General features: G+C 70.8%; 26 protein-coding genes. 7 read left to right on the forward strand and 19 right to left on the reverse strand.

The features are described 5' to 3' along the window. Window positions 1-67 precede the first annotated feature (67 nt). Both FNV62_RS15645 and FNV62_RS15650 read right to left on the reverse strand, forming a co-directional pair. Window positions 68-346, reverse strand: a complete 279-nt coding sequence (locus FNV62_RS15645) for a DUF397 domain-containing protein (protein ID WP_054235958.1) — start codon at window positions 344-346, stop codon at window positions 68-70. Continuing rightward, the gene (locus FNV62_RS15650; RefSeq protein ID WP_060897851.1) at window positions 347-1207 is read right to left on the reverse strand and encodes a helix-turn-helix domain-containing protein; all 861 of its coding nucleotides are present in this window, start codon (window positions 1205-1207) and stop codon (window positions 347-349) included. Between the two features lie 289 nt (window positions 1208-1496). On the opposite strand from FNV62_RS15650, the gene FNV62_RS15655 reads away from it, so the two are divergent. The 3 genes from FNV62_RS15655 (at window position 1497) to FNV62_RS15665 (ending at window position 4867) form a co-directional block, all read left to right on the forward strand. Continuing rightward, entirely contained in the window at window positions 1497-2276 is a 780-nt protein-coding gene (locus FNV62_RS15655) for an ATP-binding protein (RefSeq protein ID WP_225900264.1), read from the forward strand. Further along, window positions 2273-2719, forward strand: a complete 447-nt coding sequence (locus FNV62_RS15660) for a hypothetical protein (protein WP_097284227.1) — start codon at window positions 2273-2275, stop codon at window positions 2717-2719. The genes FNV62_RS15655 and FNV62_RS15660 overlap by 4 nt, the downstream gene beginning before the upstream one ends. 126 nt (window positions 2720-2845) lie before the next feature. Continuing rightward, window positions 2846-4867, forward strand: a complete 2022-nt coding sequence (locus FNV62_RS15665) for an ABC transporter ATP-binding protein (protein ID WP_144315314.1) — start codon at window positions 2846-2848, stop codon at window positions 4865-4867. Window positions 4868-4879: 12 nt separating this feature from the next. On the opposite strand, the gene FNV62_RS54570 is transcribed toward FNV62_RS15665, so the two are convergent. From FNV62_RS54570 to FNV62_RS15700, 7 genes are all read right to left on the reverse strand, one after another. After that, a complete protein-coding gene (locus FNV62_RS54570) occupies window positions 4880-5053 on the reverse strand; it encodes a hypothetical protein (RefSeq protein ID WP_095855250.1) in 174 nt (57 codons plus the stop codon). 187 nt (window positions 5054-5240) lie between these two features. Beyond that, window positions 5241-5930 carry a DUF899 domain-containing protein gene (locus FNV62_RS15670; protein WP_054235962.1) on the reverse strand — a complete coding sequence of 230 codons (690 nt, stop codon included), beginning with the start codon at window positions 5928-5930 and terminating at the stop codon, window positions 5241-5243. A gap of 84 nt (window positions 5931-6014) precedes the next feature. Next, complete coding sequence (locus FNV62_RS15675; RefSeq protein WP_144315315.1) at window positions 6015-7187, reverse strand: cytochrome P450 family protein; 1173 nt, start codon at window positions 7185-7187, stop codon at window positions 6015-6017. Between the two features lie 24 nt (window positions 7188-7211). Then, window positions 7212-8600, reverse strand: a complete 1389-nt coding sequence (locus FNV62_RS15680) for an amidohydrolase (RefSeq protein WP_144315316.1) — start codon at window positions 8598-8600, stop codon at window positions 7212-7214. Window positions 8601-8634: 34 nt separating this feature from the next. Next, entirely contained in the window at window positions 8635-10512 is a 1878-nt protein-coding gene (locus FNV62_RS15685) for an FUSC family protein (RefSeq protein WP_143601327.1), read from the reverse strand. Window positions 10513-11109: 597 nt separating this feature from the next. Then, window positions 11110-11841: a hypothetical protein gene (locus FNV62_RS15695; protein ID WP_144315317.1), complete on the reverse strand. Its 732-nt coding sequence runs from the start codon at window positions 11839-11841 to the stop codon at window positions 11110-11112. Window positions 11842-11933: 92 nt separating this feature from the next. Beyond that, window positions 11934-12755 (reverse strand): nucleotidyltransferase domain-containing protein, encoded by an 822-nt coding sequence (locus tag FNV62_RS15700; protein WP_144315318.1) that lies wholly within the window; start codon window positions 12753-12755, stop codon window positions 11934-11936. Window positions 12756-12941: 186 nt separating this feature from the next. On the opposite strand from FNV62_RS15700, the gene FNV62_RS15705 reads away from it, so the two are divergent. Continuing rightward, window positions 12942-13358: a RidA family protein gene (locus FNV62_RS15705; protein ID WP_143601329.1), complete on the forward strand. Its 417-nt coding sequence runs from the start codon at window positions 12942-12944 to the stop codon at window positions 13356-13358. A gap of 13 nt (window positions 13359-13371) precedes the next feature. On the opposite strand, the gene FNV62_RS15710 is transcribed toward FNV62_RS15705, so the two are convergent. Continuing rightward, window positions 13372-14088: an aspartate/glutamate racemase family protein gene (locus FNV62_RS15710; protein WP_097284234.1), complete on the reverse strand. Its 717-nt coding sequence runs from the start codon at window positions 14086-14088 to the stop codon at window positions 13372-13374. A gap of 5 nt (window positions 14089-14093) precedes the next feature. Continuing rightward, on the reverse strand, window positions 14094-15569 hold the full coding sequence (locus FNV62_RS15715) for an NCS1 family nucleobase:cation symporter-1 (RefSeq protein ID WP_143601330.1): 1476 nt from the start codon (window positions 15567-15569) through the stop codon (window positions 14094-14096). 194 nt (window positions 15570-15763) lie between these two features. Between FNV62_RS15715 and FNV62_RS15720 the strand changes: the two genes are divergently transcribed. Next, window positions 15764-16447 (forward strand): GntR family transcriptional regulator, encoded by a 684-nt coding sequence (locus FNV62_RS15720; RefSeq protein WP_054235968.1) that lies wholly within the window; start codon window positions 15764-15766, stop codon window positions 16445-16447. Between the two features lie 6 nt (window positions 16448-16453). On the opposite strand, the gene pip is transcribed toward FNV62_RS15720, so the two are convergent. The 3 genes from pip to FNV62_RS15735 are packed head-to-tail and all read right to left on the reverse strand — an operon-like array spanning window position 16454 to window position 19461. Continuing rightward, complete coding sequence (gene pip, locus FNV62_RS15725) at window positions 16454-17416, reverse strand: prolyl aminopeptidase (RefSeq protein WP_144315319.1); 963 nt, start codon at window positions 17414-17416, stop codon at window positions 16454-16456. Window positions 17417-17425: 9 nt separating this feature from the next. Beyond that, a complete protein-coding gene (locus tag FNV62_RS15730; protein ID WP_144315320.1) occupies window positions 17426-18256 on the reverse strand; it encodes a uracil-DNA glycosylase in 831 nt (276 codons plus the stop codon). A 53-nt stretch (window positions 18257-18309) separates the two neighbouring features. Then, window positions 18310-19461 (reverse strand): HoxN/HupN/NixA family nickel/cobalt transporter, encoded by a 1152-nt coding sequence (locus FNV62_RS15735; protein ID WP_225900265.1) that lies wholly within the window; start codon window positions 19459-19461, stop codon window positions 18310-18312. 216 nt (window positions 19462-19677) lie between these two features. On the opposite strand from FNV62_RS15735, the gene FNV62_RS15740 reads away from it, so the two are divergent. Further along, on the forward strand, window positions 19678-20163 hold the full coding sequence (locus tag FNV62_RS15740) for an RNA-binding S4 domain-containing protein (RefSeq protein WP_097284238.1): 486 nt from the start codon (window positions 19678-19680) through the stop codon (window positions 20161-20163). Between the two features lie 94 nt (window positions 20164-20257). Here FNV62_RS15740 and FNV62_RS15745 read toward each other — a convergent pair whose 3' ends face one another. Next, complete coding sequence (locus FNV62_RS15745; protein WP_143654862.1) at window positions 20258-20719, reverse strand: DoxX family protein; 462 nt, start codon at window positions 20717-20719, stop codon at window positions 20258-20260. A 91-nt stretch (window positions 20720-20810) separates the two neighbouring features. After that, window positions 20811-21857 carry an acyltransferase domain-containing protein gene (locus FNV62_RS15750; protein WP_376226805.1) on the reverse strand — a complete coding sequence of 349 codons (1047 nt, stop codon included), beginning with the start codon at window positions 21855-21857 and terminating at the stop codon, window positions 20811-20813. A gap of 64 nt (window positions 21858-21921) precedes the next feature. Here FNV62_RS15750 and FNV62_RS15755 point away from each other — a divergent pair, with 64 nt between their 5' ends. Next, the gene (locus FNV62_RS15755; protein WP_181360874.1) at window positions 21922-22188 is read left to right on the forward strand and encodes a DUF6343 family protein; all 267 of its coding nucleotides are present in this window, start codon (window positions 21922-21924) and stop codon (window positions 22186-22188) included. A 42-nt stretch (window positions 22189-22230) separates the two neighbouring features. Here the strand turns inward: FNV62_RS15755 and FNV62_RS15760 are convergent, their stop codons facing one another. The 3 genes from FNV62_RS15760 to FNV62_RS15770 all read right to left on the reverse strand — a co-directional run bounded on the left by FNV62_RS15760 (window position 22231) and on the right by FNV62_RS15770 (window position 24357). Next, window positions 22231-22611, reverse strand: a complete 381-nt coding sequence (locus tag FNV62_RS15760) for a tetratricopeptide repeat protein (RefSeq protein WP_054235974.1) — start codon at window positions 22609-22611, stop codon at window positions 22231-22233. 50 nt (window positions 22612-22661) lie between these two features. After that, the gene (coaE, locus tag FNV62_RS15765; protein WP_143601335.1) at window positions 22662-23270 is read right to left on the reverse strand and encodes a dephospho-CoA kinase; all 609 of its coding nucleotides are present in this window, start codon (window positions 23268-23270) and stop codon (window positions 22662-22664) included. Between the two features lie 148 nt (window positions 23271-23418). Then, window positions 23419-24357, reverse strand: coding sequence for a PAC2 family protein (locus FNV62_RS15770; RefSeq protein ID WP_060898459.1), 939 nt, complete (start codon window positions 24355-24357; stop codon window positions 23419-23421). Window positions 24358-24438: the final 81 nt, after the last annotated feature.

Genomic DNA, 24438 nt, shown 5'->3' on the forward strand with positions numbered 1-24438 from the left:
CTCGGTCTTCCATCGCTGCAAATAATCAATTCAGCACCAATTTATTCAGCACCAATGTCAAGAGAGTTCAGGAAAGAAGGAAGTCGGCCACCCCTTCCTTGGCGCCTTGGATGAACGCGGTCATCTCGCCGGGTGTGTAGATCAGCGCGGGCCCGTCCGGGTCCGCCGACTGACGGACGGCGATACGCCCGTCCGCGAGCTTCATCGCCTCCAGGCAGTTGCCACCGTTTCCGCCGCTCCACGGCTTGTGCCAGCCCTCGCTTCCCAGTTCACGGGCGGGCATCCCGTTGTAGATCGGCTCATTGCAGATCCGCTCATTGCGTATCCGCTGCTTGATGTTGTCCATTCACAACTCCTTGCGGAAATCCCGGAGGATCTCCTTCGTGCGATGTGCCGTGGCGGCCTGAGCCGCCATGCGGTCCATGACCTCGAGGTGGGTCGCCACCTCGGAACGCTCGTCCAGATAGACGGCGCCGGTCAGGTACTCGCTGTAGACCATGTCCGGGAGTTCCGGCATGGCAAAGCGAAAGAGCACGAAGGGCCCGTACGTGCCGGGGTGCGGCCCCGTGGAGAACGGGACGACCTGGAGCGTCACGTTGGGCAGCTTCGTGGCCTCGATCAGCTTGTCGATCTGGGCGCGCATCACCTCGGGGCCGCCGACGGGCCGGCGCAGGGCCGTCTCGTCCATCACGGCCCAGATCCGGGGTGCGCCTTCACGAGTGAGCAGATTCTGGCGTTGCATGCGCAGCGCCACATGGCGCTCGATGTCCTCGGGCCTGGTCTGGCCGATGGCGCCCGACTTCAGGACCCCGCGGGCGTACTCCTCGGTCTGCAGGATTCCGGGCACGAAATGGGGTTCGTACGAACGGATGAGGGTGGCCGCGCCCTCCAGGCTGACGTACATCGAGAACCAGCCCGGCAGGATGTCGTGGAAGCGCTGCCACCAGCCGGGCCGGTTGGCCTCCTCGGCCAGTTGGACGAAGGCCTCGGCCTCCTCGTCCGACACCCCGTACGACTTCAGCAGGAGCTGCAGGTACGGGATTTTGAGGGCGACTTCGGCCATCTCCATCCGGCGGACCGTGGCGGGCGCGACACGCAGGATGCGCGCCGCCTCCTCACGCTTGAGACCCGCGCGTTCTCGCAGGTCCAACAGGCGTCGGCCGAGGACGACCTGGCCGACCGTCGGCGCGGACCGCGGTTCGCTCACGTCCCACCTCCACTGAGTCCCGAACAGCCGCCGTTCCGACGGTCGGATGCCGTGGTGAACGGTCGGGCGCCGTTCTGAACGTTTCTGAACAGGTACTGCGTCCTGACAGACCGGACGGCGCCGTTCGGGGTCCTCTGCCTCTTCTTCGTCGTCTTCGACGATCCCAACTGGCGCCGCTCTGCGTGCTGTTGCCAGCAGTGTGCCACGGCCCTTCTCAGAGTCACACGGCACTCTGCAATTTTCAGAGTGACACTTGCCAAGTGTTCACGGCGGGGAGATAGTGGCAAGCGTGATTCCGTCCGCGCCCTTAGGAACAGACGCCGCCGAGGACCGCTCCGGTCTGCGTGCCGCCGCAGGGGTGCGCCCCGGCGGCGCCGCCGCGCGCCGGTTCCGCTTCGAGCTGGCCGCACACCCGGGTTCCGTGGCTCAGGCCCGGCATCTGACGCGCGCCCGGCTCTCCGGCTGGGCCGTGTCCGACGACACCTGTGACACGGCGGTCCTGGTCGTCTCCGAGCTGGTCACCAACGCCATCGTGCACAGCGCGAGCGCGCGCGTGGTGTGCGAGCTGCACGACAGGGACGACCTGGTGCGGATAGCCGTACGTGACGAGGGATGCGCTCCTGATGAGCCGCACCCCTCGCCGCAGCGTCCCGAGGAGGAACACGGCAGGGGGCTGCTGCTCGTCGCGGCCGTGTGCCGGTCCTGGGGCGCCCAGGACACCGCGCCAGGGCTTCTGGTGTGGGCGGATCTCCCGCGCTCCCCGGCGGCCGACGCCACGGGTGCCGCGGCGGCCCGCTCCGACCTCGGATGGGGCGCGAGGAAGCCCCCGGCCGACGGCCGGGGCACCGGGACGGAAGGGTCCTGGGGAACGGAAGCACCCTCGGCCAGGGAAGGGTCCTGGGGAACGGAAGCACCCTCGGCCAGGGAAGGGTCCTGGGGAACGGAAGCGTCCCCGACGACGGAAGCCTCCTGGCGGGCGGAGGCATCCTGGCGGAGGGAATCCTCCTGGGGTAAGCGGACCATGGGGATCCCCCCGATCGTGCGAAGCCGGGATCGGGGAAGGCTGTGAGGAGTACGTCGGCGACAGGACCCGGTGCTCAGGTCCTGAGCCTGGACACGCTGGTCCGCCTGAAGCGCGAGCAGACGGTGTCCGGGGCGCTGCGACGTCTCCCCGTGCCCGAGGGCATGACGGTACCGCTGGGCTGCGACGCGGTCGCGGTGCCCGCCCGGTTCGGACCGCTGCTGATGATGCGACTGCCCCGGGTGGGCTGTGTGTACGCCGACGGGGCGCACTGGTGGTGGCTCGTGCCCTCCGAGTCCGATGTGGCCCTGGACTGGCCCGCGCCCGCGCATTACGCCGCCGGGGCGGTCGTACCGGACACCCCGCACGCCCCCGGCCTCATCCACAAGCCGGCCGGCACCCTGCCGTACACCCCGCCGATCCCCCTCTATCTGGCCCTGTGCCGCGTCACCGGTACGACACCCGTCTGGTCGCGTCCGATCAGCGCGTGATCCTCCCGTCAGGGGGCTGGCGAGTGTGTCCGAAGTGCGCCGGTCGCCATCCGCACTCCGTCATCACCACGAGTGGAGTGCCGCGTTCCTGGGGAGGGCACCGTTCATCCGTTCCCGGGGAGGCCGATGGTGGGAAAATCCACAGGGAAAGCGCGCAAGAAGAAACGCGACGACGACAAGCCGGCGCCGTCCGCCTCCGAACACCTGCTCTTCGGCGGCCCCCTGCGCTACGACATGGGCTGGTCGCAGCACTCCGAAGCGTTCCTCGAGTTGAACTTCCGCGCGATGGTGACGCGGCTGCCGTCCCTGCTCGCGTCCAGTTTCCGGCTCGCCTGGACCGCGGACCGGCGCGCCGCCCGGATCGTGGTGTCCGCCGAACTGGCCCGGGGCGCGGCGCAGGCGGTGAGCCTGCTGGCCGTCAACATCGTGTTGGGCCGGCTGATGACGAGCGGCTCCGTCGGGAACCGGCTGCACGGCGCGGTCCCGGCGCTGATCACGGTCGCCGCCGTCATGCTGCTCGGCGCGCTGCTGCGGGCGGCCTCGACGTATGCCACCGGGCGCCTGGAACCCAAGGTGGAACGCGTCGCCACCGAGCTGTACCTGGAGCGGGCTGCGGCCGTCGAACTGTCCGCGATCGAGGACGACGCCTTCCACAAGCTGCTGGACACCGCGCAGTACGGTGCCTCCTCGGCCCGCCGCATGATCGCGATCGCCACCCGCGTGGTGAACGCGATGATCTCGCTCATCGCGGCCGCGGGCGTGCTGACCGTGCTGCATCCCGCCCTGCTGCCGCTGCTCGTGACGATGACCCTGCCGAGTGCCTGGAGTTCCCTGACGATCGCCCGGCGCCGCTACGAGTCCTTCCACACCTGGGTGCAGCACGCCCGTGCCGGGCACCTGATCAGCAGTCTGCTCACCGAGCCCGCCGCGGCCCCGGAGATCCGCGTGCACGGCGTCGGCCCGTTCCTGCTGCGTCACTTCCGCTCGATGTCGGAGACCGCCGAGGCGGAGCAGGCCCGCCTGGCCCGTCTCTCCGCCCGCACCGGCCTGGTCGCGGCGGGCTGGACGGGCATCGCCACCGTGGCGACGTACGCGACGCTCGGCGGACTGCTGCTCGCCGGTGCGATGGCACTCTCCGTCGCCGGTACGGCCGTGATCGCGATCCGTACCGGCTCCGCGAGCCTCGACACGCTCGTCCTGGAGGTCAACTCCCTCCATGAGGAGGCCCTGTTCGTGGGCGATCTGCAGCGCCTGTACGTGGAGGCGGCCGAGCGCGCGATCCCGGTGGGCGGCGAGCCGCTCCCCGACGATCCGAGCGAGATCCGCTTCGAGAACGTCACGTTCACCTATCCGGGCGCCGCGACCCGGCCGGCGCTCGCGGACGTCACCCTGCGTCTGCCGCTCGGCAAGATCGTGGCGCTCGTCGGTGAGAACGGCTCGGGCAAGACGACCCTGGTGAAGCTGCTCGCGGGCCTGTACACGCCCGAGCGGGGCCGGATCCTGTGGGACGGCGTCGACGCGGCGACCGCGGACCGGCAGCAACTCGCCGAACGTATCGCGATGGTGGCGCAGGACTTCAAACGCTGGCCGTTCACGGCCCGCGTCAACGTGGCGGTCGGCCGCGCCTCGGCGCCACTGACGGACGAGCGTGTCACCTCGTCGGTGACGGAGGCCGGGGCCGAGGACGTGGTCGCGGACCTGCCGCGCGGCCTGGACACGCTGCTCGCCCGCGGGTTCAGCGGTGGGCACGAGCTGTCGGGCGGGCAGTGGCAGCGGCTGGGCATCGCACGGGCCGCGTACCGCCGTGGTCGCATCCTGATCGTGGACGAGCCGACCGCGGCGCTCGACGCCCGGGCCGAGCTGGAGGTCTTCGACAAGATCAGGGCCCTGGCGGGCAGTGGCCAGACGGTTGTCCTCATCACCCACCGGCTGGCCTCGGTCCGCCACGCCGATCTGGTGCATGTCCTCGAACAGGGTCGCCTGGTGGAGTCCGGCAGTCCGGACGAACTGCTGGCGAAGGGCGGTGTCTACGCCGAGCTGTACTCCTTGCAGGCCGAGCAGTTCACGGCGAAGGTGCCGACGAAGATTCCTACGAAAGCGCCCACGAAAGCGCCCGCTCCGAAAGTGCCCGCTCCGAAGGTGGGCTGACCTCGGCCGGCCTCACTCGACGAGTTCCCCGGCGCGCACGATCACCAGGAACGCGTCCGAGGCGAGGTCCATGACGACCTCGGCGGCCTGTCCCTGAAGACGGCACGCCTGTGCGAACTCCTCGGCGGGCCACGAACCGCGCGGCCCACCGGCGGGAAAGCGCTCCAGCACCATTCGCCCGTTCACCCTGCACCTCCATGTAGCGCCGTACTCATGACGCGTACTCATAGAGTTAAACGCCAAAGGCGGGGTGAAGGGCTCGGTCAGTGACGGTACTGAGACATAGTCAACACTCGTTCACCGCTCTGCTGTGAGGGAACTCTCGGCCTGTGCGCGTTTCATTTCGTGAGTTTTCCCTTCTCGCACTTTCCTGTCATTCCTCGTACTCGTCGTGGTACCGGATCCGCTCGCTGCCCGCCGGCGCCCCCAGTGCCGAGGCGCGTCCCCGGGGCATCTCCCACTCCTCCTGCCTGCCGAGTGCCGTGAGATCCAGCAGGGTCGTCGTCGAGCCGAGCCCGTCGAGGCCGCGCTCGTACGTCGAGTAGGTGTGGAAGACCCGGTCGCGGTCCCGCAGGAAGCAGCTCACGCCCGGCCGCTCACAGGGCTCGTCGTCGACCTCGACGGACACCCTGAAGTCGTAGTTGAAGTCGCTGTCGTACGACGAGTACCAGGGGACCGTCCAGCCCATACGGGCCTTGAAGGGCAGGATCTTCGTGTACGGCGCCCGGGACACGGCGGCGAACTCCGTGCCCCGGGCCCGCAGATGGGCGAGGTGGCCGATCTGGTCGAGGAAGGCCGAGCAGCTGCGGCAGCCCGCGTCCCACTCCGGCGCGAACATGAAGTGGTAGACGACGAGTTGGTGGCGCCCCTCGAAGAGGTCGAGCAGGGCCGCCTTGCCGTCACCGCCCTCGAACACGTACTCCTTGTCGATCTCGACCATCGGCAGCCCGCGCCGCTCCGCGTTGAGCGCGTCGCGCGCGCGGGTCGCCGCCTTCTCCTTGACCAGCAGTTCCTCGCGCGCGGCGCGCCACTCCTCGCTCGAGACGATCTTCGGAAGCGTCATGTGCCCCTCCTACGAGACGATGCCTTCGCAGTGGTGACCGGGCGCGGGAGCGGAACTCATCGGCGGAGCGGAAGATTTCTGGATTCAGTACGTCACCGGAAGCGCGAGCAGGCCGCGGGCGCGCAGGGAGGGCCGCCAGCGCAGCTCGGCGGGGTCGGTGTCGAGCGCGAGGTCCGGAAGGCGTTCCAGGAGTGCGGAGACGGCGATCTCCGTCTCCAGGCGGGCCAGCGGCGCGCCCACGCAGTAGTGGATGCCACGGCCGAGGGCGAGATGGCCGGAGGCGTCCCGGCCGAGGTCGAGGCGCTCGGGGTCGGGGAAGCGGGCCGGGTCCCGGTTGGCCGCGGCCAGGGACAGCAGGACGGTCTCACCCGCGGGCACGGTGACCGCGCCGATCGTCACGTCCTCCACCGGGAAGCGCCGGATGGCGAGCAGCGCGGGCCCTTCGTGGCGCGCGAACTCCTCGACCGCGTTCGGAAATCGCTCCGGGTTCGCGCGCAGGGCGGCCAGCTGGTCGGGGTGGGTGAGCAGTCCCAGGATGGCGTTGCCGATGAGCTGCACGGTGTTCTCGTAGCCCGCGAAGAGGATGAGGAAGGCGAGCGACATCAGCTCGTCCTCGCTGAGCCGGTCGCCCTCGTCGCGCACCGCGATCAGGTCGGAGAGCAGGTCGTCCGCCGGCTTCTTCCGTTTGTCCGCGAGGAGTTGGGTGAGGAACCCGAGCATGGCCGCGACCGCCTCCTTGGCGGCCCCGGGGCGCGTCGGGTCCGGCGCGACGAGCACGTCGGTCCAGGCCCGGAAGTCCCGGCGGTGCTCCCCCGGAATGCCCAGCAGGTCGCAAATGACGGTGATGGGCAGGGGCGCGGCGTACGCGGTCATCAGGTCGACGCTGCCGTGCGGTCCGAGCGCGTCGAGGAGCCGGTCGGCGGTTTCCCGTACAGGTGTGCGCAGTTGCTCGATGCGGCGCGCTGTGAAGGCGCGGACCACCAGGCGCCGGATGCGGGTGTGGTCGGGCGCCTCCATGTTCAGGAGGTTGGCGTCGAGGGCGGGCGGCAGCGACAGCCCCTGGTAACTACCTGGCAGCGCGTGCTTCTTGTCCATCGAGAGCAGCGGGTTCGCGAGCGCCTCGCGGACGTCCTCGTAGCGGGTGACGAGCCAGGCGGGGTTGCCGTCGGTACCGGCGACGCGGTGTACGGGAGCGGTGTCGCGCAGGCGGTCGTAGACGGCGTACGGGTGGTCGATGAGGCCTTCTGCGGGGTCCATGCCCTCCAGCCTAGGCAGCGTGGATCAGGTGTCGTACTCCTGAATGCGCCTCCCGTGGCCCCGGTCGACGAGCGCGGGCAGCCGCTCCCCCAACTCCGCGACGGTGGCGGGCAGATCGAGTGTCAGCAGCTCACGGTCGCGCATCAGGACACGTCCGTCGACGATCGTCGTCGTCACGTCACCGGAGCGGGCGCTGTGGACGAGGGTGGCGGCGAGATCGTGCACGGGCTGGGTGTGCGGGCCGCTGAGGTCGACGAGGACGATGTCGGCCCGCCGCCCCGGCGCGAGGCTGCCGATCCGCTCGCCCAGGCCGACGGCCCGCGCGCTCTGGAGGGTCGCGTGGTGCAGGGCTTGACGGGACGTCAGCCATCGTGGGTCGCCCTCGGTGGACTTCTGCACGAGTGAGGTGAGCGCCATCGACTCCCACACGTCCAGGGAGTTGTTCGACGCGGCTCCGTCCGTGGCGAGTCCGACGGGGACGCCGATCTCGCGCAGGGCCCGTACCGGGGTCGGGCCCCAGGCGAACTTGAGATAGCCGCGGGGTGCGGTCGCGACGGCCACGGGTCCGCTCGCGGCCGCCAGCACCGGCAGGTCGCGGTCGACGACGCCGGTGCCGTGCGCGATGAGCAGACCGGGTTCGTTGTCGAGGAGCCCGGCGCGCTGGAGGATCTCGATGGGCGTCCGGCCGTACCGGACCAGGCTGGTGTCGGTCTGGCCGCGGCTCTCGGCCGCGTGCAGGTGCACGGGAAGGCCGTGCTCGCGGGCGAGGGCGGCGGTCGCGGCGAGATCGGCGTCGTCCACGGTGTACGGGGCGTGCGGGGCGAGGGCGGTGGTGATACGGCCGCCTGCGGCACCGCGCTGTCGCAGCGCGAAGTCCAGCGACTTCTGGCGGCCTTCGGCGCCCTGCGAGGAGAAGAAGGCCTCGCCGAGGTGCGCACGCAGCCCGCTCTCGCTCACGACGGCGGCGACCGCGTCCATCGAGAAGTAGTGGTCGGCGAAGCAGGTGACGCCCCCGCGGATCATCTCGGCGCAGGCGAGCCTCGCCCCCAACTCCACGTCTTTCTGCGTGAGGTTGGACTCGATGGGCCAGATGAAGTCGTTGAACCACTCCTCGGCGGGCAGGTCCTCGGCGATCCCGCGCAGGGCGACCATCGGGGTGTGCGTATGGCAGTTGATCAGGCCGGGCATCGCCACCTGGCCTCGCGCGTCGATGCGCAGGGCCGCGTCCGGAAGGCGCGCCTCGCGCGTGACCGCCTCGATGACCCCACCCCGTACGACGATCGAGGCGTCCTCGACGAACGCGATCTCCTCGTGCTCGTCGTGCACGAGCGCGGTGCATCCGGTGATGAGGAGGTCGGCGGGGCCGGCCGCGGACGGGGTGGTGGCGGCCGGGGCCGGGACGGACGGCGTCATGGCGTCACCGTACGACGGGTCGGACTCCCGGTGCTCAGCCCGCGAGCGGAACGGGGAGCGCCTGCCCCTCCTTCACCACCAGCCCCGCGCGTTCCCGCCCCTCGGCCAGCTCGTCGAGGAGTGCGGTGATGCGTTCGGTGTGCTCGGGGGTGAGCCGTCCGTTGTCGTCGAGCTGCACGGCGCACGCGGTCGTGGTGTCGACGAGGCGTTCGAGGGTGGCCGCGACCTCGTCCGTTCCCTCGGCGTGCCGGGCCAGGGCGGGGAGTTCGGCGGCGGCGAGGTCGATCGAGGCGCGGGCCTCGGCGAGCGCGCGGTAGGCCTCGCGGCGCAGGGTCCAGCGGCCGGCCCGGTCGTCGGTCGTGCCGTCGCCCAGTACGTGGGCGAGGTAGACGTGCGCGGCCTCGGCGGCGTGCGTGAGGCGGGCCCGTACCCCTCCCCCGCGCTGTCCGAGCGCCGGCAGATGCCCGACGAGCAGCACGATCGCGCAGGCCAGCAGCGTTTCGCCGATCCGGCTCCAGGAGGCCCCCGGTTCCCCGCCGACCATGACGAGGGAGAGCACGAGCACGGTGACGACGGCGGTCTGTGCCGCGAAGTGCCGGGTGGCGACGGGGATCAGGGCGCCGCACAGCGCCACCAGGGCGACCAGCCCGGCGGGGCGCGGGAGCAGCGCCGCGAAGCCGGCGAAGAGGACGGCGCCGAGCACGGTCCCCGCCGCCCGGCAGATCACGCGTGAGGCGAGCGGTCCGAGGTCGGGCTTGACCAGGAAGACGGCGGTCGCGGGGAGCCAGTACCAGTGGGCGTGGCTGCCGTACCAGCGGGCGTGGTGCAGGGCCTGCGCCACGGCCACGCCGGCGCCGAAGCAGAGGGCGACCCGGAGCCCGTACTCGCGTCCTGCGGAACCGAGGACCGTGCGGGCGAGGGACGTGGCGGTACGGCGCCGCGTGTGCAGCGCGCTGTCGTCGCCACCCCGGTCGAAGGTGTCGGCCGCGTGCAGGAGTGCGTCGTCGAGGGCGCGCAGGGCCGGTGCGGAGCGGGCGGGCGCGGGCAGCGGCCCGGTGTGCGTGCTGGTCCGTACGGCCACGGCGAGTCGCCGCGGCCCTTCGACGGCCCTTGCGGGCACCGCCTCGCCCGCCCAGGCGAGCGCGGTGGCGGCCTCGGCGAGCGGGAGCGCGGCGGCGTACTGCGCGTGCAGCCGCCGCTCGGCCGCGGAACTGGCGTACGGCCGCAGCCGGGGCCCGCCGAGCGCGTCCTGGGCGTGGTCGAGCGCGGCGGTGAGGGCGACCCGGCGACCGGGCGCGTCCGGCCCCCCGACCGCTTCGAGCAGCGCGGCGACGGCGTCGTACACGCCCCCGACGGCGTCCCGCTCCCCGTCGAAGCGGTAGTCGCCGGCGATGGCCCCGGGTGTGGGCAGCGCGAGCCGCAGGACGAGCAGCCAGCCGGCCCCGCCGACGAAGAAGAGCGCGCGCTGCCAGCCGGGCTCGGGCAGCGGCATCCCGGCCCCGATGGCGGCGGCGACGAGCAGTTGCGTACCCGCTCCGCTCGCGACGGGCCCGACGGCGCTGACCGCTCCGGCGAGCAGCCCGAGCACGGTGAGGAGAAGGGTGAGCGTCACCGCGCCGACGTGCTGTCCCGCGTACGACCCCACGAGCAGCCCACCGGCTCCCGCGAGCGCCGGCACGCCGAGCCGCCTGACCGCGGCCCTACGGCTGCCCGGCCGGTCGTTGATCCCGGCGAGCATGGCCCCCAGGGCGGCGACGACACCGACGGACGTACGCCCGCTCAGCACCGCCACGAGCAGCAGCGGTCCGGCGGCCAGGGCGCCCCGCACGACCGCGCTCCAGGGCACGGGGCCGCGCTGTGCGCGCAGGGCGTGGGCGAGCCAGGGCGGTACGGCGGCGCTGAGGCGGGACACGGGACTCCTGTCGGGCGAGGGCGGGGGCGCCTTCGGGCGACGTCGGCCGGGCGGTGTACTGCCTACGGTAGATCGCGTTGCTGGAGAAAATGGAACGGATGTATTTCCGGAAGGTGACGCATCGCGGGGATGCCGCGTTCTTTATGAACGCAACTGCCGGTGGGCCGGGGTTGAAATGGAGCGGGTCCGAGGGCGTAGCCGGCCCCCGGACCCTTGTGATGCCACCCATGTCACACGCCGGCACGCTTGAGAACCCAGGTCAGTCGTTATGTCGCCGCGTCCTGCCTTTGGACCACCACGCATCGAGCTGCGCGGACTGGACTTGAACCAGCATTTCGGCGTCCCGGGGCCCGGGCCCGGTCGATCCGGCGATCGGCGGCGAATGCTGAGTCTGGAGCAAGAGTCTGAGATTGATCACGGTCTGCCTCTGCCGAGTTGGGCTACCGCGGCGCGTGGGCACTCCGTGGAGTGCCGTGTGGTGCCGCGGGGAGGATTCGAACCTCCACTGGAACCGTGCATTCACGACAAGCTTCAGGTTCAGCTTGCGCTCCTCGCGCACCCCGGCCGTGGTGCGTTGTGGCCGGGGAGTTCTTGAGGCTACCCGAACAGGTAGCCGAACACGGAGTCCCCGACGCGCTGGTCGACGACGTCCACGCCGTTCGCCTCTTCCCGGGCGAACTTGACGGCCTGCTGCAACTTCTCGACCCGGTCGAGCAGTTCGTTCACGCGTCGCGCGGGCAGGGCGCCGGAGAACTTCACGGTCGTCCAGTACCCGACGGGAATGTCCTCGTAGTACACCTCGACCTGGGCGGGATGCTTCTCGGTGGCCTCGGCCTTGACGTGGTTGCGCGGCACCTTCTTGGTCCGCAGCGTCCTGACGGGCTCGGTCTTCCACGCGTCCGTCGACGGGTCCCGCACCCACGACTCGGAGGCGTCGAGAACGGGCAGCTTCCGTACGAAGGTGTTGAGATCGGTGAGCTGCTTCTCGAGGAAGAGCAGATACGACACGGGCACGTCGGCGACGAGGACCCGCCCGTCCACCTTCACATCCGCCCGGGCCGTGCAGTTCGCCCAGTCCTTGGTGGCGGTCACGTCGAACAGCCGGGTGAGCGTCCCCGCGGTCTCCCGCAGCACGTCCTCGGCCTGCACCTGCACCCGCGTCGACTCGGGCGGCAGCTGCTCACCCTCCTCGTCCTTCGGCTGATAGGTCCGCGAGATGCCGGCCAGCAATGCGGGCTTCTGCAGCCCGTGATGAGCGGCCGTCAGGTCCTGATGGGACTTGGACTTGATGCCCTTCTCCACTGCGATGATCTGATTGAGTTTCGCCACGTCGGTGACGGTAGCAGTGGCGGCGGGGGCTTTTCGAAGGGTTATTCGGCCCCGCATTCCCGCACCTGGTCGACCCCGGCGTCCAGGATCTCCTAGGCCCGGATGCCCCCGTCGTCCGCGACCTCCTCGGCCCGGACGACCGCCGCGTCCAAGACCACCTCCGCCCGCCCGAGCATGTGCACCAGCCCTTCCGGCTCGCCCACCCCACCGCGCACGATCTCGTCGATCCCTCTCAACCCGGCCCGCTCCAGCAGCCGCTTCTCGTTCGTCACCCACTCCCCACGCGCCGCCAGCACCGCGTGACCGGTCTGCAGGGCGGCGGCCGCCAGCGCTCCCGCGACCTCTGTGAGTCGACCGGCGGGTGCGTGGTTGGCCTTGGCGTAGGCGAGGGTGGCGCGGGCCGTGCCGTGCCAGTGGGCGGAGGCGGAGATGCGGAGTTTCGCCGGGTAGGCGGCGGGTCTGGGCAGGTCGCCGCGCAGGACACGGTTGACGGCGAGCTCGGCGACGAGGAGGTAGCTGGGGATTCCGGCGAGATGGAAGAGAAGCGGCTCCACGTGGAACCGCCCCTGCTCCGCCCTCGCCAACTCCCGCTCCACCACGTCGAGATCGCGGTAGTGAACGTCGACACGACGGCCTTCGACGGTCAGCCAGGCACCGCCGTTGAACACGCCCCCGCCCCAGCCACCGATCTCCGAGACCTCACCCTGCCAGCCGACGGCCCGCAGGTCGTCGGGGTCGAAGACGCCCCGGTAGTAGATCGCCAGGTCCCAGTCACTGTCGGGACCGTGGGTGCCCTGCGCGCGCGAGCCACCGAGGGCGACGGCCCGGACGGCGGGGAGGGCGGCCAGGCGGTCGGTGACGTGGGCGAGGAACTTCTCGTCGTCGATGTGCGGCGGCCGGGTCGGTGTGGGCATGGGGTGAGGATGCGGTCGGGTGACGGGGCTGTCGAGCCAATATCCGCCGGGGGGGGCGGACCGTCCCCCTCGTGAGGGAAGTGGCTTCGCTCGGGGACGAGCCGGAGTTAAATCGCGTGCGACCGCCCTCCGTCCGCCCACACCATAGGAAGGTTGGCCGTCCAGTCGAGGATTCCCGGAGTTCCCGTGCCCGCTCGTGTCACCGTCCCCAGCCTCTTTCCGCCTCCCGGCTACGCTCACGTGTCGGTCGTCGAGGCGGGTGCGCGGCTCGCCTTTCTTGCCGGGGCCGTGCCGCTGGACGCGGCGGGGAAGGTCGTCGGTGTGGGGGATCACGTGCGGCAGGCCGAGCAGGTGATCGCCAATCTCGGCGAGCAACTCCGCGCGGTGGGCAGTGACTTCGCGCATGTGGTGGCGACCGATGTGTACGTCGTCAGCGGTGAGCCGAGGGTGCTGTCCGATGTGTGGGGTGTCGTCGAGGCGTCCGGGCTCAGCACCGGACCCCACTCGTCGACGCTGCTCGGCGTGGCCTGCCTCGGGTACACGGGGCAGTTGGTGGAGATCACGGCGACGGCGGTCGTGCCCGAGCCCGAGCCCGAATCCTAGGCCTAGGCCACATTCACCCTCGGCCGGCGCCCCACACCCTCCGCTTCGGCAGCGGTCGCGCATAGCTGCCCACCCGGCTCGTCCTGAGGCCCAGGGAGACCAGGGACTCCGCGAGTTTCACCGCGGCGGCGACGCCGTCGACGACCGGGAGGTCCAGTTTCTCCCCGACCGCCCGTTGCAGGCCCGTCATACCGGCACAGCCGAGGACGAGGACCTCGGCGCCGGCCTCCCGGGCCCGCTCCGCCGCGGTCACGAACGCCTCCTGCGTGCGTTGGACGTCGCCGAGGTCGAGGACGCCGAGGCCGGTGCCGACGACCGCGGCGCAGTTCTGGGCGACTCCGGCGGCGTACAGGCTGTCCTCGATCTGGCCGCGTGAGCGCTCCAGGGTGGTGACGACTCCGTAGCGGCGGCCGAGCAGGCAGGCGAGGTGGGCGGCGGCCTCGGTGATGTCGACGACGGGCACGTTCACGAGTTCGCGCGCGCCCTCGCGTCCGTGTTCGCCGAAGCCCGCCATGACCACGGCGTCGCAGGGACCCTCGTAGGTGCGCAGGGTGTCGAGGACGGCCGCGGCGGAGAGGTAGCTGTCGAGCCAGCCCTCGGCGGACTCGGGTCCCCAGGCGGGGGTGAGGCCGGTCACGGTGGTGCCCGGGCCTGCGGCGGCCCGGGCACCTCGCACGATCTCCTCGGTCATCTCCTGCGTGGTGTTGCAGTTGGTGACGACGATGTGCACGCCGCTCAGACCTCCACGGGCTCGGTGACGGTGGTCTCGTCGGCGGCGCGTTCGGCGCGGCAGAGGGTCATGTACAGGCCTGCGGCCAGCGCGGTTCCGATGAACCAGGAGTACGGGGCCACGTCACTGAACGCCTTCACCAGGGCCAGCACCGCGGCGACCGCCGCCGAGGGCAGGAACGCCCACAGGGCCTTGGGGTTGACGCCCTTGCGGTAGTAGTACGGCGATCCGGGCCGGGCGTCGAAGAGCTGGTCGACGTCGATCCGCCCGCGCTTCACCCAGTAGTAGTCGATCATGATGACGCCGAACAGCGGGCCCAGGAAGGCGCCGAGGCCGCCGAGGAAGTAGTTGACGACCGTGGGGTTGGAGAAGAGGTTCCAGGGGGTCACGACCAGGGCGGCGACCGTGCTGATCATGCCGCCGATCCTGAAGGTGATCTTCTGCGGCCAGACGTTCGCCAGGTCGTACGCGGGTGAGACGAAGTTGGCGACGATGTTGACGCCCATGGTGGCGATGGCGAAGGTCAGGGCGCCGAGGACCAGGACCCAGGTGTTGCCGACCTTGGCGACCAGCAGCGCGGGGTCGGTGATGGCCTCGCCGAACGCCTCGATGGAACCGGCCGTGACGATGACGGACACGATGACGAAGGCCGTGGAGTTGATCGGCAGGCCCCAGAAGTTGCCGCGCCTGACCGTCTTGTAGCTGGGGGCGAAGCGCGAGAAATCGCAGAAGTTGAGCATCAGCGTGCCGTAGGTGGCCAGGATCAGGCCGACCGCGCCGAACCACTGGCGCCACTGTTCGCCCACCGAGACCGGGTGCGGGGTCGAGGTGAGCGAGATGCTCCAGCCGGCCTTGGCGAGGACCCAGACGGCCAGCGCGATCATGACGAGCCAGATGGCCGGGCCGCAGAAGTCCTGGAACTTGCGGACCGACTCCATGCCCCGGCTGATGATCATCGCCTGGATCAGCCAGAGGGAGACGAAGGACGTCCAGCCGAGCGCGTCCAGGCCGAGGAAGGAGTGGTGGGTCCACGACTCCAGGCCGGGCCAGGCGGCGAGCAGCATGACGTTCACGGCGACGGAGGCCAGGTAGGTCTGGATCCCGTACCACATGATGGCGATGACGGCCCTGATCAGCGCCGGGATGTTGGCGCCCCAGACGCCGAAGCTGATCCGGCTGACGACGGGGAAGGGCACGCCGGTGCGCTGGCCGATGCGGCCCATCAGGTTCATGCCGGCGTAGATGATCACGAAGCCGACGAGCAGCGAGGTGAAGATCTGCCAGACGTTCATGCCGAGGACCAGCAGGCCGGCGGCGAAGGTGTAGTTGCCGAGGTTGTGGACGTCGGACATCCACATGGCGAAGAGGTCGAAGACCTTCCAGTTGCGCTTCTCCGCGGGTGCGAGGTCTTCGTTGGTGAGCCGGGGGTCGGGGACGAACGCTGGGGTGCCGGTGGCTTCGGCACGGTCGGCGAGGGACACGGGACCTCCATGGGCGAGGGGACGGAGGACAGCGGTTCGCGTGGGGGGCGGCGGCTGTGGCGCGTGCGAGACGGCCCTGCGGAGCGTGTTTGGTATACCAAACTGCCGTCATGGTCTCGCCGTCAAGCGTTCTGACCGATGTCCGAGCGGTTACGGCTCCGTAAAACACCCCCGGAGTCGGCGAAGATGGCCCCATGACGAAGATCGAACCCCTGGGCGCGGAACGGGAACCCCTGGGCGCGGTCCGTGAACGCGTCCTGGCCGCGCTGCGGCAGGAGATCATCGCGGGGCGGCTGCGCCCCGGGGACCGTCTCGTCGAGCGCGAGCTGGCGGAGCGGTTCGGGGTCTCACGGGTTCCCGTGCGCGAGGCGATCCGCGCGCTCGTGGCGGAGGGGTTCGTGCACTTCGAGACACCGCGCCGCACGGTCGTACGCCGGCTCACCCCGACGGACGTGGCCGAACTCTTCGAGCTGCGCGAGGCGCTGGAGGTCTACGCGGCCGGGCTCGCGGCGGCACGGGCGACACCGCGGGACCTCGCCGAGCTGGCGGACCTGCTGGACCGTGCGGCGACGGCGACCCGCGCCGACGACGCGGAGGCGATCACCGACATCAACACCCGCTTCCACGACCGCATCCTGGCCATGGCGGGCAACAGCCTGCTGATCTCCGTCATGGAGCCGGTCGACGGCCGCCTGCGCTGGCTCACCCGCCAGAACGAGGAGTGGCCCCAACTCCTCACCGAACACCACGAGTTGTACGAGTCCATCGCCTCCGGCGACCCGGAGCGCGCCCGCGCGCACGCCCTCGCCCACGTCCAGGCCAACTACCGGTCGACGGTGCGGCATCTCTTCGGCGAGACAGAGACTCCCCGAGCCTGAAGTCGGCTACCGCAGGGCGTACTTGTCCGTCGCCGCCACCAACGCGTCCACCACACCCCTCGCCCCCATGGTGTGCCCCACGTCGTCCACGACGATCAACTCGCTGTCGGGCCAGCGGTGGTGGAGCCGCCACACCGTGCCCAGCAGGTTCCCGAAGTCGAGACTGCCCTGGACGAGGGTGCCGGGGATCCCCTTCAGCAGGGGCACGTCGCGGATCACGACGCCTTCGTCGTTGCCTTCCCCGAGGAAGTGGTCGTTGCCGAAGTAGTGCGTGACCGTCCGCGCGAAACCCATGCGGAACTCCGGGTCCTCATAGCGCTTCTCCGACCGCGGCGGCGCGGGAACGATCGCCGTCTCCCAGTCGGTCCAGGCCCGTGCCGCCCGCGCCCGCACCTCGGGGTCGGGCGATTCGAGCAGCCGGCTGTACGCGGCGGCGAGGTTCCCGTCCCGCTCCCCCTCGGGCAGTTCGGCGAGGAACCGCTCGAAGGCCGCGGGGAAGAACCGTCCAAGCCCCCTGGTCAGCAGGGCCACTTCGGCGTTCGATCCGGTGCCCATCGCCGTCAGCACCAGCTCGGAGACGACGTCCGGGTGCGTCTGCGCGTACCGCAGCCCCAGCACCGACCCCCACGACACGCCCCACACCAGCCACCGCCGGATGCCCAAGTGCCGTCGCAGCAGCTCCAGGTCGCCGATCAGATGCGCCGTCGTGTTGACGGCCATGTCCGTCCCGTACGCGGCGGCGTGCGGCGTGGAGCGTCCGCAGCCGCGCTGGTCGAGCAGCACGATCCGGTACTTGGCGGGGTCGCAGTAGCGCCGGAACCAAGGACCGCAGCCGGACCCAGGACCGCCGTGCAGCATGACGGCGGGCTTGCCGTCGGGGTTTCCGCAGACCTCCCAGTACACGCGGTTGCCGTCGCCGACGTCGAGCATGCCGTGGTCGTACGGTTCGATCTCCGGATACAGGCCCATCGGGCGAGGTTAACCCTCGTACGGTCGCGTCGTCAGCCCCGCCGCCCCGGCCGCCGTGCGCAGCACGTCCCGCAGCATGGCGGGCGTCAGCCGTCCGGTGAACGTGTTCCGCTGGCTGACGTGGAAGCACCCGAACAGCTCGACGGATCCCGCCGCCGACCCGTCCCGCGTCCCCAGCGAAACCCTCGCCCCGTGCGCGAACACCGGCCTGGGCCGGGGCACCGTCCATCCCGCCGCGGCGAAGGCGGGCAGCGCGGCCTGCCAGCCGAAGGCTCCCAGCACGACCACCGACCGGAGCGTGGGCCGCAGCAGCTCCAACTCCCGTACGAGCCAGGGCCGGCAGGTGTCCCGTTCGCCGGGTGTCGGCTTGTTGGCGGGCGGCGCGCAGTGCACGGGCGAGGTGACGCGTACGCCGTACAGCTCCAGTCCGTCGTCCGCGCTCACCGAGGTCCCGCGCGAGGCGAGCCCCACGTCGTGCAGCGCCGCGTAGAGCACGTCCCCGGAGCGGTCCCCCGTGAACATCCGCCCGGTCCGGTTCCCGCCGTGGGCGGCGGGTGCGAGACCGACGACGAGCAGCGAGGCGTCGGCCGGTCCGTAGCCGGGAACGGGGCGGCCCCAGTACGTCTGGTCGGCGAACGCGGCTCGTCTGGTGCGGGCGACCTCCTCGCGCCATGCGACCAGCCGCGGACACGCCCGGCACCCGGCGATCCGGGCGTCCAGATCAGTCAGTGCGCCCAGGTCGTCCAGATCGGCCAGTGCGTCCAGATCACCCACTGCGCCCAGGCCGTCCAGGCCGCCGACGATGTCGGGATCGCTCCTGCCGGCCGGGCTGCTGTCCATGCCCCCACCGTACGACCGGCCGCCCCGTCCCTCCCCCACCCGGCCCCGGTGGGTCAGTCGGTGGGCTGTTCGGCGGGGCGCAGCCCGGCGGTCCACTTCTCCTCGATCCGGCCGAACTTCCACACCGCCACGGCGACGAGCCAGGTCACGAAGAACAGTCCGACGATGACGAAGCCGAGCACGTTCAGGTCCAGACCCGCGACCCAGTCCCAGAAGACTCCGTGCAGAGCGAGCTTCTCGGCGAGCAGCCCCAGCAGTTCCACGGTGCCGATGATCAGCGCGACGGCGACGGACAGACCCGTGATGGTGAGGTTGTAGAAGACCTTGCGGACCGGCTTGGAGAACGCCCAGCCGTAGGCGAAGTTCATGAAGGACCCGTCGATGGTGTCCAGCAGCGACATGCCCGCGGCGAACAGCACCGGCAGACACAGGATCGCGTACCAGGGCAGGCCGGAGGCGGCGCCGGAACCGGCGAGGACCAGCAGGGCGATCTCCGTGGCGGTGTCGAAACCGAGGCCGAAGAGCATGCCGAGCGGGTACATCTGCCACGGCTCGCTGATCGACTTCATCAGCCGGCCCAGGAGGCGGTTCATCAGCCCGCGGTTGTTGAGCTGCTCCTCCAGCGCCGCCTCGTCGAAGTGCCCGGTGCGCATCCGGCGGAACACCTTCCAGATCCCGACGAGGATGAGGAGGTTGATCCCGGCGATGAGGTAGAGGAAGACCCCGGAGACGGTCGTACCGATCATGCCGGTGACGCTGTGCAGCTGGGAGTTGTCGTCCCGGACGGGTCCGGCCAGCGCCTTGACGCCCAGCGACAGCAGGAGGGCCAGGGCGAAGACGATGCTGGAGTGCCCGAGCGAGAACCAGAAGCCGACGGAGAGCGGTCGCTTGCCCTCGCCCATCAGCTTGCGGGTGGTGTTGTCGATGGCGGCGATGTGGTCGGCGTCGAAGGCGTGCCGCATACCCAGGGTGTAGGCGGTGACACCGATCCCGATGCCGAAGCTCTTGGTGCCGATGCTGTAGTGCTCCGGCGCCACGATCACCACCAGGATGAACCAGCCGATGACGTGCAGCGCGAGGACGAAGGCCGCCATGCCGCCGAGCCGGGCCCACTCCCTGCGGGTCATCGAGGTGCGGATCCGCTGCCAACGCGAACCCGTCGGGGCGACGGGCTGCGGGGAGGTGGGAGCGGGGACGGTGACCATACGTGCCTGTCCTTACTTCCTACTGCGAGATCTTCTACTGCGAGACTTCGTACCGCGAGATCCGACGGCGAGGCTCCGACGGCGAGATCCGACGGCGAGCTTCCCGCTACTGGCGCGAGCGCCGAAGCCACTCTCTGGCACAGTTGTCGCAGCTGCAACCAACTTGCAGTAAAGCCATCGGGGCATGCCGGGCCAGGACTCTTCTAGAGTCGAGGCATGGCTTCTGAGGGTGCGGACGTCGAACGGAACGACGAGAAGGTCGACGAGAAGGTCGACGAGGAGAAGGCGGTGGCCGCCGCCGAGGCCGCCCGTCCGGTGGGCGGCGAGAGCGTGCGGGTCGACAGCTGGATCTGGTCCGTACGTCTGGTCAAGACCCGCTCGGCGGGTGCGACCGCGTGCCGGGGCGGACACGTCCGGGTGAACGGGGACCGCGTCAAGCCCGCGTACGCCGTGCGCGTCGGCGACGAGGTGCGCCTGCGGCAGGGGATCCGGGAACGGGTCGTCGTCGTGAAGCGGGTGATCCGCAAGCGGGTCGGCGCGCCCGTCGCCGCCGAGTGCTACGTCGACAACAGCCCGCCGCCCCCGCCGCGCGAGGCGATCGCCCCGGCCGGCGTCCGCGACCGCGGAGCGGGCCGCCCGACCAAGCGCGACCGCCGCGAGATGGAACGCCTCCGGGGCCTCGGCGGCCCCGACTCGCCCTGACCCGAGGGCGTCGCCGTACGTACGACGTCGGGGGCTCCCCGTGGTCGCTTGGGGAGCCCCCGACGTCGTACGGCCGTCGTGCGCCGTCACCGTGTCATGCCCGTCGCCGCACCCACCGCACCAGCTCGGTGGTGTGGTTCCTCCTGGCCCACGCGATCAGCGCGAGCGGCAGGATCAGGATGAGCGGGGTCGCCACGTACGGCCCGTGGATGACGGTGACGTTCACGACGAAGGCGCCCACCATCAGCGCGCTGAGCGCCACCGCCGCCACCGAGGACAGCAGCGGGACCAGCAGGGCGAGGCCTCCGGCGAGTTCGAGCGCGCCGATGAGGTACATCCCCGTGCTGCCCCAGCCGAGCTTGTCGAACGCCTCGGCGGCCGACGGGTGCGCGATCAGCTTGGGCAGCGCGCTCGCGAGCGCGTAGAAGAGCCCGAGCACGATCTGCAGCGCGCCCAGGGAGATCCGGGCACCGCGGCCGCGGGTCTTCAGCGAAGAGGCAGAGGTAGGCGAGGAGGTGGAGGTGAGCGTGGTGACGGGGACGGTGGTCTCGGACATGAGGGCCTCCTGTGCGAAGCGGTACGCGTTGCTGTCGCAGGGGTAGACCGAGGGCGCGTCCGGAACTCATCGCCGTGGACCGGACAACGGGCTACAGCGCGAACCAGCCGTGCCCGACGTACCAGTGCCCGCCCGCGCGCAGATGGTCCCCCACCGCACGCTCCACCGCGCTCCGGCGCGGCAGCGCGCGCGTGGGCAGCTCCGGATCGCCGAAGACGAAGCCGACCGGCACCCCGTCGTCGGGGGTCGTCTCCTGGTACGCGATCCGGAAGCGTTCCTGGAAGCGGATGATGTTCGAGTCCGCCGGGAGATACCGCCCGAGCTGTGGATCGAGCAGCCAGGAGTGGCACACGGCGACTTCATGGCGCTCGTCGGGATAGTGCCGGGCGAAGAACTCCCGGGCCAGCACGAGCGACCGCTCACAGGCAGCGGGTGACAGCGGCCCGTGGAAGTCGGGTATGTGCAGGCTCAGACAGGCGTCGCCGGGGCCGGCGTCGAGGCCCGCCGCCGCGACGGCCCGCCCCGTGCGCCGTCCGAGCCGCGAGCGCTGGAACTGCAGCCGGCCCAGCTGGAACAGCTCACCGTGGAAGTGCAGAGCGATCCACCAGGGGAACAGCAGCCCCGGCGTCCCGAGCCGTCTGTGGTGCACGGACACATGCCGGCCGAGGTCGGCCAGGGTGCGCCGGGACACGTCGTCGGGGATGCCGAGCTCTCGGTGGTAGGCCCGGACGTACGGGAGTGCCGCGATGAAGACGTACAGGTGGAAGCAGCGCCCGAGCGGCCCCGCCGACTCGGGGAACGCGGGCGGCTCCCACCCCTTCCCGATCTCCCCCATGCCCCGTACGAAGCGGCCGACGCACCGGGCGAGGAGCGTCATCGCCTCCGGGTCGGCCACCAGCAGGCCGCGCAGCGCGACGAGTTCGTTGATGTGCTCGTGGGCCACGGTCAGGTCGAGCAGGAGGTCCGGCAGCCCGTCCGCGTCCGGGAGCTCCGCCTCCAGCCGGGGATCGCCCTCGCTCTCCAGGTCCCTCAGCCACTCGGCGAGTCTCGCGTCCGCCCGCAGCGCCTCCAGCAGCACCCGCGCCTCCCCGTCGGTCCGGCCGCCGCTCGCTCTCGCGGCCCCTTGGTCAACGTGCACGACGAAGAGTACGTTTCCAGTAGGAGCGATGGTCACGGATCCGCGTCATGGAGTAGTGATCCGTATGCGTACAGGCAGTGAACCGACGACGGCGCGCAGCGCTCTGCGCATGCGCTTTTGGCTGAGTGTCTGGGGCCTGGTCTGGGCGATCTTCGGTACGGCCGCGTTCGCGCTGGTCGGACGCCCCGGCTGGGCGGCCGCGTGCGGAGTGCTGTGGCTGATCGTCACCGTCGACATGACCGTGATCCTGCGTCACATCCATCAGGGGCCTCACTACCAGCCGGGCCACGACATCCCGCCGTACCGGCCTCCGGAGCACCGTCACCCGTAGCGGATCGACGACGGCCACGAGTCACGTCTTACGACTTAAGACTTACGAGTCGAAGCGCGCCGCTTCCAGGTACTGGGGCTTCGGGTCGAGCGCCGCCGCCAGCCGGAAGTGCCGCTTCGCCTGGTCGGGACGGAGCTGGCGCTCATAGGTGCGGGCGAGCGCGAAGTGCGCGAACGCGTTGTCCGGCTCACGCTCCAGGACGATCGTGAACTCCAGCTCGGCGGGCCGCAGTTGCGCGGCGGCGAAGAAGGCACGCGCGCGCAGCAGTCGGGCGGCGGTGTTCTCCGGGTGCGCGGCGATCACTGGATCGAGCAGCTTCACCGCGCCCCGCGGGTCCCGCGCGGCGAGCAGTTGCTCGGCGGCACGGAAGTCGATGACATGCGTCTCCGGAGTACGTCCGGTCGATCCGCTGGTCTCGGGCACGGCAGAGTCCTTCCCTCACTGAACGGGTTCAACGCCCCCGTCCAGGGCGGCTATTCCTTGCGGGCTTGCGCCCGGCGGACGAGATCCGCCCAAACCTCCCGTACGCGCCCCTCCAGCTCCTCGAGGGGGACGTCGTTGTCGATGACGACGTCCGCGATCCCCAGCCGCTTCTCGCGGGTGGCCTGGGCGGCCATGCGGGCGCGGGCGTCCGCCTCGGTCATGCCGCGCAGCCGCACGAGACGCTCGAGCTGGGTCTCGGGGCTGGCGTCGACGACGACCACGAGGTCGTACAGCGGCCCGAGGGCGTTCTCGGCGAGCAGCGGGACGTCGTGGATCACGACGGCGTCCTCGGCCGCGGCGCTCTCCAGCTCGCGGGAGCGGGCACCGACCAGGGGGTGCACGATCGAGTTCAGGACGGCGAGCTTCTCCGGGTCGGCGAAGACGATCGAGCCCAGCTTGGGGCGGTCCAGACCACCGTCGGGTGCGAGCACGTCCTGCCCGAAGGCGTCGACGACGGCCGCGAGCCCGGGGGTTCCGGGTGCGACGACCTCCCGCGCGATCAGATCCGCGTCGATCAGCACCGCGCCGAGCCGCACGAGCAGCCTCGACACCTCGCTCTTGCCGGCGCCGATACCGCCGGTCAGGCCAACCTTCAGCATGACCGAGAGCTTAGGGCCTGCCGGTGACAAGCCCCCCACGGCCCCCAAAGGGGCCCGTGCGCAGACACGAAGGGACCTCTGCGCAGGCGCGAACGTGCCTACCTGCACCCTCGCCCCACAGTGTCGCCCCCTACGGCGTCACCCCGCCCTACGCGTCACCCTCGCGCTCCGCCAGGAAGCGCTCGAACTCCAACCCGATCTCGTCCGCCGACGGGATGTCCACCGGCTCCGCGAGCATGTTGCCCCGTGTCTCGGCGCCCGCGGCGGCGTCGTACTGGTGCTCGAGACCCTGGACGAGGGCCACGAGCTCCTCGTCGCCCTCCTGGATCTGCCGGTCGATCTCCGTCTGGGTGCGGTGCGCCTCGGTGCGCAGGGAGTGCGCGATGGCGGGGAGCACCAGGCCCGTGGCGCCCGTGATGGCCTCCAGGACGGTCAGCGCCGCGTCCGGGTACGGGGAGCGGGCGATGTAGTGCGGGACGTGCGCGGCGACGCCCAGGACGTCGTGTCCGGCCTCCATGAGGCGGTACTCGACGAGGGACTCGGCGCTGCCGGGGACCTGCGCCTCGTCGAAGGGGCTGCGGTGGCCCGGCACCAGGTCGGTGCGGTTGCCGTGCGGGGTGAGGCCCACGGGGCGGGTGTGCGGGACGCCCATGGGAATGCCGTGGAAGTTCACGGACAGCCGCACGCCGAGCCGCTCCACGATCTGCTGGACGGCGGCGGCGAAACGCTCCCACTCGACGTCCGGCTCGGGACCCGACAGCAGCAGGAAGGGCGCGCCCGTGGCGTCCTGGACGAGCCGCACGTCGAGCGTGGGCTCCTCGTAGTCGGTCCAGCGGTCGCGCTTGAACGTCAGCAGCGGGCGGCGCGCCCGGTAGTCCACGAGCCGGTCGTGGTCGAAACGGGCCACGACCTGGTGGGGCAGCGAGTCGAGCAGACGGTCGACGATCTGGTCGCCCGTTTCCCCCGCGTCGATGTATCCGTCGAAGTGGTAGAGCATGACCAGACCGGCCGACTCCTGGGCGAGTGCCATGTCCACCACGGCCAGGCCCTTCGGCTCCCATGCGTACAAACCCTGCGGATCAAGCACTGTGACCGCTCCTCCTCGTGTTCGTACTTCACAACGTGGAGAGAATCGCGAGCATTCCCCGGACCGCTCCTTTTACGGCCC

Source organism: Streptomyces sp. RLB3-17 (assembly GCF_007113425.2).
Taxonomy (GTDB): domain Bacteria; phylum Actinomycetota; class Actinomycetes; order Streptomycetales; family Streptomycetaceae; genus Streptomyces; species Streptomyces mirabilis_D.

Bases quoted from the DNA above. Each gene is read 5' to 3' on its own strand.
- FNV62_RS15645 (WP_054235958.1), bottom strand. From the start codon at position 346: ATGGACAACATCAAGCAGCGGATACGCAATGAGCGGATCTGCAATGAG.
- FNV62_RS15665 (WP_144315314.1), top strand. From the start codon at position 2,846: ATGGTGGGAAAATCCACAGGGAAAGCGCGCAAGAAGAAACGCGACGAC.
- FNV62_RS15670 (WP_054235962.1), bottom strand. From the start codon at position 5,930: ATGACGCTTCCGAAGATCGTCTCGAGCGAGGAGTGGCGCGCCGCGCGC.
- FNV62_RS15675 (WP_144315315.1), bottom strand. From the start codon at position 7,187: ATGGACCCCGCAGAAGGCCTCATCGACCACCCGTACGCCGTCTACGAC.
- FNV62_RS15680 (WP_144315316.1), bottom strand. From the start codon at position 8,600: ATGACGCCGTCCGTCCCGGCCCCGGCCGCCACCACCCCGTCCGCGGCC.
- FNV62_RS15700 (WP_144315318.1), bottom strand. From the start codon at position 12,755: ATGCCCACACCGACCCGGCCGCCGCACATCGACGACGAGAAGTTCCTC.
- FNV62_RS15720 (WP_054235968.1), top strand. From the start codon at position 15,764: ATGACGAAGATCGAACCCCTGGGCGCGGAACGGGAACCCCTGGGCGCG.
- pip (WP_144315319.1), bottom strand. From the start codon at position 17,416: ATGGGCCTGTATCCGGAGATCGAACCGTACGACCACGGCATGCTCGAC.
- FNV62_RS15730 (WP_144315320.1), bottom strand. From the start codon at position 18,256: ATGGACAGCAGCCCGGCCGGCAGGAGCGATCCCGACATCGTCGGCGGC.
- FNV62_RS15735 (WP_225900265.1), bottom strand. From the start codon at position 19,461: ATGGTCACCGTCCCCGCTCCCACCTCCCCGCAGCCCGTCGCCCCGACG.
- FNV62_RS15740 (WP_097284238.1), top strand. From the start codon at position 19,678: ATGGCTTCTGAGGGTGCGGACGTCGAACGGAACGACGAGAAGGTCGAC.
- FNV62_RS15745 (WP_143654862.1), bottom strand. From the start codon at position 20,719: ATGTCCGAGACCACCGTCCCCGTCACCACGCTCACCTCCACCTCCTCG.
- FNV62_RS15755 (WP_181360874.1), top strand. From the start codon at position 21,922: ATGCGTACAGGCAGTGAACCGACGACGGCGCGCAGCGCTCTGCGCATG.
- coaE (WP_143601335.1), bottom strand. From the start codon at position 23,270: ATGCTGAAGGTTGGCCTGACCGGCGGTATCGGCGCCGGCAAGAGCGAG.